Source organism: Bradyrhizobium sp. PSBB068 (assembly GCA_016839165.1).
GTDB lineage: Bacteria > Pseudomonadota > Alphaproteobacteria > Rhizobiales > Xanthobacteraceae > Bradyrhizobium.
Genome location: CP069300.1, coordinates 1,458,564 through 1,472,766, shown reverse-complemented (window position 1 = coordinate 1,472,766; position 14,203 = coordinate 1,458,564). Strand labels below are relative to the sequence as shown.

The following is a 14,203-nucleotide window of genomic DNA, read 5'->3' as shown; positions in this document are numbered from 1 at the left end:
ACGCAGCAAGAACACTATGATCCGGGGCTCTCCAAGAGGTCGTAAGTGTCTGACATCAATGCCGATGCCTGGGTTTCCTCAGGCCACCGCCCGATGGGCTTTCCGGAATTCGTCGTCGTCATCGCCTCCATCATGGCGCTGAACCCGCTGGCGATGGACATGATGCTGCCGGCGCTGCCGAACATCCGCTCAGCGTTCCAAATCGCCGACGCCAACCGCCCGCAGATGGTGCTGTCGATCTTCCTGGTCGGCTTCGGTGTCGGCCAGTTCGTGATGGGCCCGCTGTCGGACCGCTTCGGCCGCCGCCCGGTGCTGCTCGGCGGCATGACCGTCTACACCATCGCCGGCCTGCTCGCGATCATTGCGCCGTCATTCGAGACGCTGCTCTTGGCGCGCGCGCTGCAAGGGCTCGGCACCGCGGCAACCCGCGTGATCGCGACCTCGATCGTGCGCGACTGCTACGCCGGACGACGGATGGCGAGCGTGATGTCGCTGGCGATGATGGTGTTCATCGCGGTTCCGGTGATCGCGCCGTCATTCGGCCAGGCCGTGATGCTGCTGACGCACTGGCGCGGCATCTTCGTGCTGCTGATGATCTACGGCGTGATCGCGCTGGCCTGGAGCGCGATGCGGATGCCGGAGACGCTGCCCAAGGAGCTGCGCAAGTCGCTGGCGATCCCGGAGGTGCTGTCCGCGTTCCGCCAGACCGTCACCAACCGCCAGACGCTCGGCTATGCGCTCGCCGCCGGCGGCGTGCAGGGCTCGCTGTTCGCCTTCGTGTTCTCGTCACAGCAGATCTTCACCGAGGTCTTCAAGCTCGGGCATTACTTCCCGGTCGCCTTCGCCGCCTGTGCGGTCGGCGTCGCGATCGCCGGCTTCCTCAATTCGCGGATCGTCGGCCGCATCGGCATGCGCGTGATCTCGCACGCGGCGCTGACCGGCTTTGCCGTCGTCGCCGCGGCATTGTTCGTCGCGGTGAAGACGGACATGCTGTCGCTGTCGCTGTTCATGGCGCTGTCAGTCCTGATGATGTTCGCGTTCGGGCTGATAATGGCGAACTTCACAGCATTGGCGATGGAGCCGCAGGGCAAGATCGCCGGCACCGCTTCGTCGCTTTACGGCACAATCACCACCCTGCTCGGGATCGGCATCGGCACCACGATCGGCCAGGATTACAACGGCACGCTGCTGCCGTTCGCGACCGGCTTCTTGCTCTGCACGCTGGCAGCGCTCGCCGTGGTGCTGGTGACGGAGAAGGGCCGCATGTTCCGACCCCATCATCATCCGATTTGAAGATTCCGGCCCGGATTTCGCTTCGCTGTATTCGGGCTACGACATCACGTTAGGCTTGGCGTGTTCGCCCAACGGCACTCGGCGCCCGCGCTACCGCACGCCGCGTCGCCGCAAACCCCTCCATGCCGAGCTGCCACTGCAAGCCGACGATCGCGCCCTTGGTCGGCTGCAATAACGCAAGCGCGCTGAACAACGTCACGGGCAGCCAGATTGCCAGTTGCAGCCAGGCCGGCGGCGCGTAGGTCATCTCCATCCAGAGCAGCGCCGGCACCACGACGTGGCCGACCACAACGATCACGAGATAGGCCGGGAAATCGTCCGCGCGCTGCGGGGTGAAGTCCTCGCTGCAGACCTCGCAATGATCAGCCACTTTAAGGAAGCGGCCGAACAGGTGGCCGCGCCCGCAGTTCGGGCACTTCATGGTGAAGCCGCGCAACATCGCCTTTGGCAGGGAAACCATCTCGGTCATCGCAGTCGTCCTTGGTCGTTGTCCTTGACCTGATCTGATGATCCATACAATATGCCTCTAAGAGCATACAATCAAAGACAAAGCGTCGAATTGCATGGATTGGATCCCTACAGTTTCGGAATGGCACGGCCCGATGTTTCTGCGCATCGTCGATGCACTTGCCGCCGACATCGCGAGCGGTCGGCTGGTGCGCGGCCAACGCCTGCCGACCCATCGCGCGCTGGCGACCGCGCTCGGCATCGATCTGACCACCGTGACGCGCGCCTATGGCGAGGCGCGACGGCGAGGGCTGCTCGACGCCCGCGTCGGCCAGGGCACCTTTGTCTCGGAGACCACGGCGCGCGCGGCCTCCGACCTGCCCGCTCCGGTCAACATCGACCTGTCGATGAATTTGCCGCCGCAGCCGGTGGAAGCGAATCTCGACCTGCGTATCGCACAGGGACTTGCGACCATCCGCTCCGAGGCCGGATTTTCAGCCTATCTCGGCTATACCCGGCCCGGCGGCACCGCGGACGAGCGCGAGGTCGGCGCGGCGTGGCTCGCGCCGCGCGTGCCGAATGCATCGGCCGACCGCATCGTGATCTATCCGGGTTCGCAGGCGATCATCTTCAACGCGCTGCTGGCGCTGACATCGCCCGGCGACGTGGTGCTGACGGAAGCGCTGACATTCCCCGGCATCAAGGCCGCGGCGGCGCGGCTCGACGTCCGCCTGGTCGGCGTTGCGATGGACACCGAGGGCGCCCGGCCGGACGCGCTCGACGAGGCCTGCCGCAAGCACAAGCCGAAGGTAGTCTATCTGGTGCCGACGCAGCAGAACCCGACCACGGCGACAATGAGCGCGGCGCGGCGCAAGGCGGTCGCCGATATCATCAGGAAGCGCGGCTGCGTCCTGATCGAGGACGACGTCTATGGCCCGCTCGAACCGCAGGTGGCACCGATTGCCAGCCTGATTCCGGAACACACCTACCTTGCCGCGAGCATCGCGAAATGCATCGCGCCGGCGCTGCGGGTCGCCTATCTGCTGGCGCCCGATGCGAGCGCCGAGCAGCGCATGCGCGCGGGCATGCAGGCCACCATGCAGATGCCGCCCTCGCTGATGGTGGCGCTGGTCACGCAATGGCTGCGCTCCGGGATCGCCGCCGACATCATCCGCGCCATCCGCAACGAGGCGGCCGCGCGCCAGCAGCTCGCGGCCCGCTTCCTCAAGGGCGTCAGCTACGCAGCGCGGCCGGCCAGCCACCATCTCTGGATGCCGTTGCCGAAACATTTCGATGGCACCGACCTGCTGTCGCATCTGATGCGCAATGGCCTCGCCGTGGTCGGCGAAGACGCCTTTGCGACGGGTGAAGCGGCACCGCGCGGCCTGCGGGTGTCGCTCGGCGCCGCGCGCAACCGCGCCGAACTGAGCCAGGCCCTGCAAGTGCTGTCGAATGCCGTGCGGACGCCGGTCGGCGCCACGCAAATTGTATGAATTTCGCCCATCGTCCGGGAATAATGTCGCCTGAAAATGATTATGGTGCGGGGGCGCCTGCGCTAAGACTGCGGCGTTCAAGGCATCAGGCAGGGGCGGCTTTTTTCAATGTCATGCGGATATGATCGGCCGACGATCCACCTCGCCATGCGGATGGTTCGCGGAGCATTGACCGCGGTCGCCTGTCTTGCGCTTGTCACATCGGGCGCGGCGCGCGGCTCCGACGCCCCCGCCCCGTCGCCGGAGAAACTCGAACGCATCACCGCGTTCTTCAACGATGAGGTCACGAGCGGCCGCATTCCCGGCGCCGCCATCCTGATCCAGCAGCACGGCAAGCCGGTCTATCTGAAGACTTTCGGCTATCGCGACGTCACCACCAAATCGCCGATGCGGCCGGACACGATGTTCGCGCTGCATTCGATGACCAAGCCGATCACCAACACCGCTGCGATGATGCTGGTCGACGCGGGCAAATTGTCGCCGCAGGATCCGCTGTCGAAATACATCCCGGCCTTCGCCGACGTGAAGGTCGCCATCGAACCCGATGGCGGCAACGATCCGGCCAAGGTGGAGCTGGTGCCGCCGATCCGCCCCGTCACGATCGAAGACCTGATGCGGCACACCTCGGGCATCACCTACGAATATATCGGCGCCGACTGGATCCAGAAGATCTACCGCGACGGCCACCTGTTCGACGGGAAATTCGACAACAAGGAATTCACCGCGCGGCTCGCCAAGCTGCCGCTGTCGCGGCAGCCCGGCACGCTGTGGCGCTATGGTCATTCCACCGACGTGCTCGGCCGGGTGATCGAGATCGTCTCGGGCAAGTCGCTCTATCAGTTCGAGAAGGAGCGCATCTTCGATCCCCTGAAGATGAACGACACCCGATTTGTGCTCGATGCGGAGACCGAACGGACGCGGCTAGCCGAGCCGCTGCCCTCGGACACCATCCTGATCGACGGGGAGAACGACCGGCGCGCGCATCCGGAGTGGGAATCCGGCGGCGGCGGTTTGGTGTCGACCATTCTCGATTATGCGCGCTTCGCGCAGATGCTGCTCAATGGCGGCGAGCTCGACGGCAAGCGATATCTGAGCCCGGCCGCGTTCAAGGACATGACGAGGGACCATATCGGGCCTGGTTCCGGCGTCGGCCGCGACTACTGGTACTTTCCCGGCGACGGGTTCGGCTACGGCTACGGCATCGCGGTGCGTACCGATCCCGGCATTGCCAGGCCGCCGCCGCCCGGCTCGATCGGCGAGCTGAAATGGGACAGCGGCAGCGGAACCTATTTCGGCGTCGATCCGAAGCTCGACATGATCTACATCATGCTGGAGCAGACCCAGAACGAACGCCAGCGCATCACGCCGATGTTCCGCAAGCTGGTGTACGACGCGTTCAGCCCGGACTGAGTTCGCGCAGTCCTTTCGTCCTTGCGAGGAGCGAAGCGACGAAGCAATCCATCTATCCATGCACTCGCGGACAGATGGATTGCTTCGCTCGCGCTCGCAATGACGGGCTCTCTTTGCGGTCAAAGCTCGACCGCATCTCATCGCTCCTTAGATCACATAAAACCCGTGCGTGCCGTCGCGACGGAGCTGGTCGACCAGGCCGTACTCCCAATCGAGATAGGCCTGCATCGCCTGCTCCGCGACATCGGTGCCCTCATACGGACGCCGGTAGCGATGCGCGGGATCTGGCCGCGGCACGACGCGCGGTGGACCGACGTCGAGCGGTCCGTCATAGCCGCCTTCGAGCACATACACCTCCCAGCCCATCTGGGCGAGCCAGGACGCCGTCATATCGGCGCGGATGCTCCTGTCGTCGCTCAGCACGATGCGGGCGCCGCGCACCGGCGCGGCCATGTCGATCTCCTGCACCAGCTGGCCGCCGGCATAATGCCGGAAGCCGGCCAGATGACCGGCCGCATATTCTTCCGTCTCGCGCACGTCGAAGCGATACAGCGTGCGCAGCACGTCGGCTTCCAGCGCGGCGAGCTCGGCCGCGCCGATGTGACGGACGCCCGCCCGATAGGCGACGTCGCGCGCATTGTCAGCCGCGCCCGCGAACGGCCCGACATCGCCGCGCTTGCCGGCGCCGTGCTCGAGATCGTGCTTCGCGAGCGTCCAGCCGATCGTGCCGTTGCGCAGCGCCCGCACCTTGTTGGGCAGTCCGGCATTGATCAGCGATTGCGTGCCGATGATCGAACGGGTCCGGCCGGCGCAGTTGACGATGATGGTGGTGTCGGGATCGGGCGCCGCGCCGCCTGCGCGCAGCACCAGCTCCGCACCGGGCACGCTGACCGAGCCCGGGATGTTCATGGTGGCATATTCGTCGAACCGACGCACATCGAGGATCGCGATGTTGGCCTTGTTCGAGATCAGCGCGGCGACCTCGTCGGCGCTGAACGACGGGGTATGGCGTCGTGCCTCGACCAATTCGCCGAACGCCTTGGCGTAGGAATTGACGTCCTCGAACACCTCATAGCCGGCCTCTTTCCAGGCCTCGAGGCCGCCAGTGAGCGCAGCGACATTGCTGTAGCCCAATGCCCGCAACTGGTCGGCAGCGGCGGCGACCAGTCCCTCGCCATTGTCATAGAGCACGATCGGTACGTCCTTGCGCGGCAGGCGCAGCTCGGCTTCGAGCGCGATCCGCCCGGCCGCCATGTTGGCGGCGAACAGCGGATGGCCGGTGGCGAATTCCGCCTCGTGCCTGACGTCGAGCAGCGCGATCTCCCGGCGCAGCAAAAGCGTTGCACGGATATCCTGGGGGGAAACGGAAGAAACTGTCATGAGCGGGCTGGCCTGGGCGGGAAAATGCGCAGGCTTGCTCTAGGCCGAAATCGCGCGCCGTCAATAGCTTTAACCAAGTCGCAACCCCGCTGCCCGGGAGGCGAAACCCTGGGAACGAAAACCGCCATCCCGCTTTGCTCAACCGGGGCGCGCTTGCTACGTTCCGATCGGCCCCGTTGGCGCCCGATCAGGCCTTCCGGACAAGAGAAGGCAGCGGGGCCAGCCTGAAGTACTGGGAGGATGACCATGAGATCCGTCGGAAATGAACCATTGTCGCGTCACGCCCTCGCCTATGTGCTGGCCGGCGGACGCGGCAGCAGACTTCAGGAGCTGACCGACAAGCGCGCCAAGCCTGCCGTCTATTTCGGCGGCAAGTCGCGCATCATCGATTTCGCGCTCTCCAATGCGGTGAACTCGGGCATCCGCCGCATCGCGGTGGCGACCCAGTACAAGGCACACAGCCTGATCCGGCATCTGCAAGGCGGTTGGAACTTCTTCCGCCCGGAACGAAACGAGAGCTTCGACATCCTGCCCGCAAGCCAGCGCGTCTCGGAGACCAACTGGTACCTCGGCACTGCGGATGCCGTGTACCAGAACATCGACATCCTCGAGGCGCACGGCACCAAGTACATCCTGGTGCTCGCCGGCGACCATATCTACAAGATGGACTACGAGATCATGCTGAAGCAGCATGTCGAGAGCGGCGCGAACGTCACGGTCGGATGCCTCGAAATGCCGCGCGCGGAATCCTCAGGCTTCGGCATCATGCATGTCGACGACAACGGCGTGATCCAGTCGTTCCTGGAGAAGCCGGCGGATCCGCCGGCGATGCCCGGCAAGCCGGACAAGTCGCTCGCCAGCATGGGGATCTATGTCTTCGACTCCCAATTCCTCTACGACGAATTGCGCCGCGATGCCGCCGACCCGAATTCCAACCACGATTTCGGCAAGGACATCATCCCCTACATCGTCAAGCACGGCCGCGCCGTCGCGCATCAATTCAGCGATTCCTGCGTCCGCTCCGGCGACGATCCCCGCTCCTACTGGCGCGACGTCGGCACCGTCGACGCCTATTGGGGCGCCAATATCGATCTCACCGATGTCGTGCCGGAACTCGATCTCTACGACCGCGCATGGCCGATCTGGACCTATGCCGAGATCACCCCACCGGCCAAATTCGTGCATGACGAGGACGGACGGCGCGGCCAGGCGGTGACCTCGCTGGTCTCGGGCGCCTGCATCATCTCGGGCGCGGCGCTGCGGCGCTCGCTGCTGTTCACCGGCGTCCACGTCAATTCCTACGCCAATGTCGAGAACGCGGTGATCATGCCCTATGTCAATGTCGGCCGCGGCGCGCGGCTCAGAAACGTCGTGATCGATCGCGGCGTGCGGATTCCGGAAGGGCTCGTGGTCGGCGAGGATCCCGAATTCGACGGCAAGCGCTTCCGCACCACCGAGAACGGAATCACGCTGATCACCCAATCGATGATCGACAGGCTCGCGACATGACGCCCATCCGCGTCCTCGCGGTCGCCTCCGAAGTCTACCCGATCGTCAAGACCGGCGGCCTCGCCGACGTGGTCGGCGCGCTGCCGGCAGCACTGAAAGAGCACGGCGTCGCGACGCGGACACTGGTGCCCGGCTATCCTGCGGTACTCAAGGCGCTGGCCTCCGCGGAGACGCTGCTGCACCGCGAAGAATTCTACGGCGGGCCGATCCGTGTACTCGCCGGCTCGCATGACGGCCTCGATCTGTTCGCGCTCGACGCGCCGCATCTATATGCACGTCCCGGCAATCCCTATGTTGACCCCGACGGACGGGACTGGCCCGACAACGGCATCCGCTTTGCGGCGCTCTCGCGGATGGCGGCGGAAATCGGCCGCGGTGCAATCGCCGCCTTCGTTCCCGACATCGTGCATGCGCATGACTGGCAGGCCGGCCTCGCACCGGCCTACCTGCACTATGGCGGGCAGCCGCGGCCGGGCACGGTGATGACCGTGCACAACCTCGCCTATCAGGGCCAGTTCTCGCCGGACATGCTCCCGACCTTCGGCTTGCCCGGCGAGGCCTACTCGCTTCACGGCGTCGAATATTACGGCACCATCAGCCTGCTCAAAGCCGGCCTGCAATTCGCTGACCGTATCACCACGGTGTCGCCGACCTATGCGCAGGAGATCCAGAGCGACGAGGGCGGCATGGGGCTCGGCGGCCTGCTGCGCGAACGCGCCGACGTGCTGAGCGGCATCCTCAACGGCATCGACATCGAGGTGTGGAATCCAGCCACCGACCCCGACATCGCCGCGCGCTTCAGCGCCGAGCAGATCGCGGAGCGCGCCGCCAACAAGGCGGCGTTGCAGCGGCGCTTCGGGCTCGATCCGGTGCCGGACGCGATGCTGCTCGGCGTCATCAGCCGGCTGTCATGGCAGAAGGGCCTCGACCTGCTGCTCGACAACATTCCGACGCTGCTCAGCGAGGGCATTCAGCTCGCGCTGCTCGGCAGTGGCGATCGTGACCTGCAGGATCGCTACACCGCGCTTGCGCGCGACAATCCCGGACGGATCGCAGTCGTGATCGGCTATGACGAGGCGCTGGCGCACCTGATCCAGGCCGGCTCCGATGCGCTCGCGGTGCCGTCGCGGTTCGAGCCGTGCGGCCTCACCCAACTCTGCGCGCTGCGCTACGGCGCGGTCCCCGTTGTCGCTGATGTCGGCGGCCTCGCCGACACCGTGCTGGGTTTCGACGAAGCCGCGGTCACGGGCGGTGCGGCAACCGGCGTCAAGTTCGCTCCCGTGACCTCGGAGGCGCTCGCCCACGGTTTGCGCACAGCGAACCTGCTGTTCAACGACAAGGTGACCTGGCGCCGCCTGCAGCAGGCCGGCATGGCCACCGACGTCTCCTGGCACAACCGCGCCAGCCGCTATGCTGCGCTGTATCGCGAGATCGCAGCGGCTCGCAGATAAGGCGCAATCAGTTCAGGAGATCGCAGGACGCGATACGGTTGATGTCAGCGAGGCGGCGGTCGGGATTGCCCTTGAGATCAAGGCTGGCGACGAGATCGAGCAGGCGGCCATAGGCTCGGTCGGCGACCGCAACAGGCAACGGCTCCTCGTCAAAGGTTTCGACATAATTACCGACGAGACCGCTCAACAACCGGCAAACGCCGCGTTGCTCGGGGTCGTCCTTGCTCAATATCTCGAGTTTTTGCTGGAAGGTCCTGAAGGTCCGCAAGCCGTGCGGCTGCTGCGAAAGCCAAGTATGTAGATCAGGAGCGTGCAAATCAGGATTTTGCAGGTCAGTCATATCAGCCTCTTCAACATGGAGAAGAAGCTACCGGCTTATACAGCCGATCATGGTTCCGTGCCATCGCATTTTTTGCATGCATCCCCTGCTTGGCCGTGAAGGCCGTGTCATCGGATTAGCACGCAGAATTGCTAAGGTATTTTGGTTTGGTTAGAGCCGCGCGAGTGCCGGCGAAATCCTGTAGCGCGCGATCTCGTGCGGGTAGTCGCCACGATTGGCAAGCAGCACGATCCCGAACCTGCGCGCAGGCACCAGACCGATATAGGCCGACGCATTGTTGAGACCGCCCGGCTTGTCGATGACGGTGGCGCCGTCGAGCCGCAGGCTCCCATGCCATCGCCTGCCCGAACTTCGCATCGACGCGAAAACTCTCGCGCATGGTCATCTGCAATGCTCCGCGCAATTCGGGATCGATCACCCCGCGGTCGAGACAGGCCCGCAGCAGGATGCGGAGATCGCGCACTGATGAGAACATCTGGCCGGCGCCCGGAAAATCGTAATAGCTCTGCTGATTGCCGATTGGGCCGATCGGCGTGCCGTCGTGGGAATAGCCCTGAACCATGCGCTGCATGATCTCCGGCATCATCGCCGCGCGATTGTCCTCGCCGCGCTCCCTGCCGAGCGCGACCAGCGTCGCCTCAAACAGCTTGCGCAGCGAGGCGAGGTTGAACAGCGTGTCCGAAGTGATCGTGCGCTCTGCGGCGGCGTCGGCGAAACCGAAGTCGAACACGGTGACCCGGCCGCCGGCATAGACCGCGGCGGCGAGGCCGCCCGGATCGGCCGCGGTCGCGGTCGGCGCGAGCTCCGTCTCGACGATGTCCCTGATCTGCGCATCCATGTCGGAATCCGCGCGCGCCCCCGCAAGTGCGCCAACAGCGACGGCAACCAGGACGGCCGCGATCCGGACAGGGAACCAGTATTTCATCAAAAGCAAAATCGGAACGATGTTGCGATGTGACCGCAGGCCGATCTGTTTCAGCCATCGCGAGATGTCGACATCGCGATCTCAAGCGACGGAACCTGCCCGTCCGAAGTCACGATTCCGCGTCTTGGATCTGTCGCGGCTGGGGAAAGGGGCGGCCCGATCGCTGTTCCGGCGGGTCACTGCCGGACAACACGATCGCGACCGCCCTCCCACTCCAGCCACGGTGCGGGAATTGCAACGGAACTAAGCAATGCGGGACGATTGAAAATGCCGGGAGCGTGCTCTGATACGAAGACAACACCAACGCTCGCCGGGCCGGCCATCGATATGTCTGACTTCGTCACATTCCGCTCCCAACCGGGGGACCGTTTCATCCTAGCAACAAATCGTCAATCGAGGGTTGCGTAGGTCGACCGGATTCGAGTGACAAGACACGGCGCCGTGCGACGAATTGTCCTGTTCCGGATCGCGGACACACGCGGTGCGCGTTTAAGCGCGGGTTAACCAACGATCGCCAAGCGCAAGACCTATTGGCCGCGCAACCGGACGATCGACCACGGCAACGACGCCAGCAGCAGCACGAGGCAGACGCACAGCAGCACGATGTCGACATGGGCCTCGCCGCGCAGGCCGAACACCGACAACCACGAGATGAACGTGCTGTTGCTGATGAACTGCGCGATGCCCTGCGCCGATTGCAGCGTGAACTTCTGCATGCCGAACGACACGAAGATCACCACCATGACCCAGCGCAGGATCGCGAGCAGACGAAGGACCCCTCGCCGCGTTCGACGATGTTGAACGACGGATTCATGCGGATGTATCTTCCCTCGCTGCGATGCCACGATCGGCCGCTGTTGCGGCGTTCGTGGCGGACTACGCAGCGTGCCGCGCATGTTTTACGCGTGCGCACTCCGTCAGATCCATCACAAGGATGTGCGGGCGACGTGATCGGTCAGGCCGCGGTGAGCAGCTCGCCGACCTTCTCATAGGCCTCGCCCTTGAACCGCATCAGCTGAAACTGCTTGATCGGAACATAATCGCTCGGCGTGGTGTTGAGGGTGATGCCGGGAATCAGCAGCGGCGCGGCGAAATTCTTCAGGCTGGTCGCCTGGTGCAGGATGTTGGCGCGCGTCAGCTGATCGCCGCATTGCCTGACGACGTGCGCGGCGGTTGCCGCGGCCGTGTAGCCGATGGCGTAGAGGTCGTCCGCGCGGTCGGCGTTCGGGACGTAGCGGTCGAGGAACGCCATGTACTGCTTCATGTCCACGGTGTCGGCCCAGAGCGGATTGCCGGGGTCGATCCGCGTTGCAAAGGCGAGAATGCCCTGGGCGGTCTCGAAACCCGCCGGTTTCAGCGTCGCACGCACCGAAGCATTGCCGGCGCCGAGAAACACCTGCGGCCGCCATTCGAGCGCGGCCATCTTGCGCAGCGCCTGGCTCGCCATCTTCGGGATGGTGATGAGGAACACCACGTCGGCCCCCGACAATTTCAACTGGACGATCTGGGAATCGATGGTGGGGTCGCCGACCGAATAGTTCAGCTCGCAAACGATCTGCGCGGACTTCGCGCCCAGTCCCGTCTTCAGGCCTGAGAGCGTTGCCTTGCCAGCGTCGTCGTTCTGATACAGCAGGCCGATCTTCGCATCGGGCGTGGAGCCGGCGATGTAGCGGCCGACGACGCCGCCTTCGATCTCGTAGGTCGATCCGCCGACCATGGTCCACGGATTGGTGGCCGGATCCGACAGCTTGCTCGCGGCTGCCGCGAGGAACAACTGCGGGACCTTTCGCGCGTTCAAATATTTCTGCACGGCGATGTTGCCCGGCGTCCCCATCGCGCCGGCGATGAACAGCACCTCGTCGCCTTCGACCAGACGCCGCGCCGCTTCAACCGATTTCGGCGGGCTGTAGGCGTCGTCATAGTTGATGAACTTGACCTTGCGGCCGTTGATGCCGCCGGCATCGTTCAGCATGCGGAAATAGGCATCCATCGCATTGGCCAGCACGCCGAACGACGACACCGGGCCGCTGAGCGGTCCGAATTGCCCGATGCGGATTTCTGCGTCGCTGGCACCGGGATCGTATGAGGCGCCGGCAAATGCCTTGCCGCCGATCGACGCCGCGAGACCGGCCGCCGTCGTCCGGAGCAGCGTTCTACGGCTGATCGTCATCATGGTTTCCTCCGCTGGATTGGGCGTCTTATGCAGCGCCTATTTCGAATGCCAATCGATATTGCGCGGCGATCTCGTCGACGATGTCGGCCGCGCCCGTCACCGCATGGACGCCGGAGACCGAATGCCCGGCGCTCCAGACCTCGATCCAGCGCCGTGGTCCTCCGGCATCGTTCTTGCCGCCGAACTTTTCGCGCGCGCGCGCCTCCGACACGGACTCGTCGAGATTGGCCGGATCGAGGCCCGCGGCCACGATCGATGGCCGCAGCATGCTGGCGTCGAGCCCCGTGAACGCCTTGGTCAACATGATGTCGTCGAGCGTGCTGTCGACCAGCATTCTCCGATAAGCATCGCTCGCCATGCTCTCGCGGGCCGCGATGAAGCGTGTTCCCATATAGGCGAGGTCGCAGCCGAGCAGCCGCGCCGCGGCGAGCGCGGTGCCGTCGGTCACGCCGCCCGCAAGTACGACCGGACCGTCGAACATGGCGCGCACCGCCCGCACGAAGGCGAATGGATTGGCCCAGCCGGTCTGCCCGCCGGCCCCCGCGGTCAGCAAGATCAAACCATCGGCGCCCGCCTCGATCGCCTTCTCGGCATGGCGCAGCGAGGCGATATCCGCGAACACGAGGCAGCCGACATCATGCAGCGGCTGAACGGCGGCCGCCGGTGAGCCGACGCTGGTGATGACCATCTCGACCCTGTGCCTGACGAGACAGGCGAGATCGTCCTTGAAGCGCGGCTGACGGATGATGAGGTTGGGACAATGCGGCGCCGCGGGACGGCCGAGCTCGGCGACATTGCGCTCGATCCGGGTGAGCCAGGCATCGAGCTCCTCGACCGAACCGGCGTTCGCGGTCGGAAATGCCCCGATCGCGCCGGCGCGGCAGACCGCGGTCACGAGATCGACGCCGGAGATGCGCAGCATCGGCGCTGCGATCAGCGGCAAGCGAAGCCGTTGCGCGATCGCGGCCGGAAGCGCGCTGCGGCGGTCGGGGGCGTGCATGATCAACGCCCCTTCCACACCGGCTTCCGCTTCTCGGCGAACGCCTTCAGCCCCTCGGCGCGGTCCTCGGAGTTGAAGGCGCGTTCCGCGATCGGCGCCTGTGCGGTCCATCCTGCTTCGTCGGTCCAGTTCGCAGCCTGGAAGATGATCTCCTTCGAGGCGGCGAGCGCCGTCGGACCGTTGACCAGTATCTCGTTGCCGAAGGCGACCGCTGCCTCAAGCGCCTGGCCGGGTTCGACGAGCCGGTTCACGAGGCCAAGGCGCTCGAAATACTCCGCGCCCTTGAACTGTCCGGTCAGCGCCAGCTCCATGGCGACGTGATAGGGAATCCGCTTCGGCAGCCGGAACAAGCCGCCGCCGACGGCAACGACATTGTGCCGGACTTCCGGCAATCCCATCCTGGCGTCACGCGCGGCGACGATCAGATCGCAGGACAGGCAGAGCTCGAGCCCGCCGCCGACTGCATAGCCCTCGACCGCAGCGATCAATGGCTTGCGTGGTGGCCGGCGAAACAATCCGAAGCCACCGCGCTCGGTGACACCACGCTCGCCGCGCGCGACCGCCTTGAGATCGGCGCCGGCCGAGAAATTACCGCCCGCGCCGGTGATGACGCCGACGAACAGCCCATCCTCCGCATCGAGCAGATCCATCGCATCGGAAATGCCGCGCGCGAGCGCGAGGTTGCACGCATTGTGCACTTCGGGGCGATTCAGGGTGACGACGAGGATATGGCCGCGCCGCTCGGTCAGAACGACCTGTTCGTTCTCGGTGCTCATCGATGC

At 65.1% G+C, this 14,203-nt stretch carries 11 protein-coding genes and 2 pseudogenes; 5 read left to right on the top strand and 8 right to left on the bottom strand.

Annotation, left to right across the window (positions count from 1 at the left end):
- The first annotated feature begins 93 nt into the window (after window positions 1-93).
- The gene (locus JQ507_07015) at window positions 94-1,293 is read left to right on the top strand and encodes a multidrug effflux MFS transporter (GenBank protein ID QRI73227.1); all 1,200 of its coding nucleotides are present in this window, start codon (window positions 94-96) and stop codon (window positions 1,291-1,293) included.
- 49 nt (window positions 1,294-1,342) lie between these two features.
- Here JQ507_07015 and JQ507_07010 read toward each other — a convergent pair whose 3' ends face one another.
- Window positions 1,343-1,762: a DUF983 domain-containing protein gene (locus JQ507_07010; GenBank protein QRI71237.1), complete on the bottom strand. Its 420-nt coding sequence runs from the start codon at window positions 1,760-1,762 to the stop codon at window positions 1,343-1,345.
- Between the two features lie 94 nt (window positions 1,763-1,856).
- On the opposite strand from JQ507_07010, the gene JQ507_07005 reads away from it, so the two are divergent.
- Together JQ507_07005 and JQ507_07000 are read left to right on the top strand one after the other, a co-directional pair.
- Window positions 1,857-3,233, top strand: a complete 1,377-nt coding sequence (locus tag JQ507_07005) for a PLP-dependent aminotransferase family protein (GenBank protein QRI71236.1) — start codon at window positions 1,857-1,859, stop codon at window positions 3,231-3,233.
- Between the two features lie 153 nt (window positions 3,234-3,386).
- Window positions 3,387-4,643 (top strand): beta-lactamase family protein, encoded by a 1,257-nt coding sequence (locus tag JQ507_07000; GenBank protein QRI73226.1) that lies wholly within the window; start codon window positions 3,387-3,389, stop codon window positions 4,641-4,643.
- Between the two features lie 147 nt (window positions 4,644-4,790).
- Here JQ507_07000 and JQ507_06995 read toward each other — a convergent pair whose 3' ends face one another.
- Complete coding sequence (locus tag JQ507_06995; GenBank protein ID QRI71235.1) at window positions 4,791-6,023, bottom strand: thiosulfate sulfurtransferase; 1,233 nt, start codon at window positions 6,021-6,023, stop codon at window positions 4,791-4,793.
- 246 nt (window positions 6,024-6,269) lie between these two features.
- On the opposite strand from JQ507_06995, the gene glgC reads away from it, so the two are divergent.
- Both glgC and glgA read left to right on the top strand, forming a co-directional pair.
- Entirely contained in the window at window positions 6,270-7,532 is a 1,263-nt protein-coding gene (gene glgC / locus JQ507_06990; GenBank protein QRI71234.1) for a glucose-1-phosphate adenylyltransferase, read from the top strand.
- Window positions 7,529-8,983, top strand: coding sequence for a glycogen synthase GlgA (glgA, locus tag JQ507_06985; GenBank protein QRI71233.1), 1,455 nt, complete (start codon window positions 7,529-7,531; stop codon window positions 8,981-8,983). The genes glgC and glgA overlap by 4 nt, the downstream gene beginning before the upstream one ends.
- A 7-nt stretch (window positions 8,984-8,990) precedes the next feature.
- Here the strand turns inward: glgA and JQ507_06980 are convergent, their stop codons facing one another.
- The 6 genes and pseudogenes from JQ507_06980 to JQ507_06955 all read right to left on the bottom strand — a co-directional run bounded on the left by JQ507_06980 (window position 8,991) and on the right by JQ507_06955 (window position 14,197).
- Window positions 8,991-9,323: a hypothetical protein gene (locus JQ507_06980; GenBank protein ID QRI71232.1), complete on the bottom strand. Its 333-nt coding sequence runs from the start codon at window positions 9,321-9,323 to the stop codon at window positions 8,991-8,993.
- Between the two features lie 150 nt (window positions 9,324-9,473).
- A pseudogene (locus tag JQ507_06975) lies at window positions 9,474-10,248 on the bottom strand (serine hydrolase).
- Between the two features lie 527 nt (window positions 10,249-10,775).
- A pseudogene (locus JQ507_06970) lies at window positions 10,776-11,062 on the bottom strand (DUF417 family protein).
- Between the two features lie 141 nt (window positions 11,063-11,203).
- The gene (locus JQ507_06965) at window positions 11,204-12,412 is read right to left on the bottom strand and encodes an ABC transporter substrate-binding protein (GenBank protein ID QRI73225.1); all 1,209 of its coding nucleotides are present in this window, start codon (window positions 12,410-12,412) and stop codon (window positions 11,204-11,206) included.
- A gap of 34 nt (window positions 12,413-12,446) precedes the next feature.
- The gene (locus JQ507_06960) at window positions 12,447-13,343 is read right to left on the bottom strand and encodes a nitronate monooxygenase (GenBank protein ID QRI73224.1); all 897 of its coding nucleotides are present in this window, start codon (window positions 13,341-13,343) and stop codon (window positions 12,447-12,449) included.
- A gap of 80 nt (window positions 13,344-13,423) precedes the next feature.
- A complete protein-coding gene (locus tag JQ507_06955) occupies window positions 13,424-14,197 on the bottom strand; it encodes a crotonase/enoyl-CoA hydratase family protein (GenBank protein QRI71231.1) in 774 nt (257 codons plus the stop codon).
- Between the last annotated feature and the right edge of the window lie 6 nt (window positions 14,198-14,203).

What these genes read in the sequence shown, in the direction of transcription:
- JQ507_07000 (QRI73226.1), top strand. Translation starts at nt 3,387, where the DNA reads ATGGTTCGCGGAGCATTGACCGCGGTCGCCTGTCTTGCGCTTGTCACA.
- glgC (QRI71234.1), top strand. Translation starts at nt 6,270, where the DNA reads ATGAGATCCGTCGGAAATGAACCATTGTCGCGTCACGCCCTCGCCTAT.
- JQ507_07015 (QRI73227.1), top strand. Translation starts at nt 94, where the DNA reads ATGGGCTTTCCGGAATTCGTCGTCGTCATCGCCTCCATCATGGCGCTG.
- JQ507_06955 (QRI71231.1), bottom strand. Translation starts at nt 14,197, where the DNA reads ATGAGCACCGAGAACGAACAGGTCGTTCTGACCGAGCGGCGCGGCCAT.
- JQ507_06980 (QRI71232.1), bottom strand. Translation starts at nt 9,323, where the DNA reads ATGACTGACCTGCAAAATCCTGATTTGCACGCTCCTGATCTACATACT.
- JQ507_06995 (QRI71235.1), bottom strand. Translation starts at nt 6,023, where the DNA reads ATGACAGTTTCTTCCGTTTCCCCCCAGGATATCCGTGCAACGCTTTTG.
- glgA (QRI71233.1), top strand. Translation starts at nt 7,529, where the DNA reads ATGACGCCCATCCGCGTCCTCGCGGTCGCCTCCGAAGTCTACCCGATC.
- JQ507_06960 (QRI73224.1), bottom strand. Translation starts at nt 13,343, where the DNA reads ATGCTGCGCATCTCCGGCGTCGATCTCGTGACCGCGGTCTGCCGCGCC.
- JQ507_07010 (QRI71237.1), bottom strand. Translation starts at nt 1,762, where the DNA reads ATGACCGAGATGGTTTCCCTGCCAAAGGCGATGTTGCGCGGCTTCACC.
- JQ507_07005 (QRI71236.1), top strand. Translation starts at nt 1,857, where the DNA reads ATGGATTGGATCCCTACAGTTTCGGAATGGCACGGCCCGATGTTTCTG.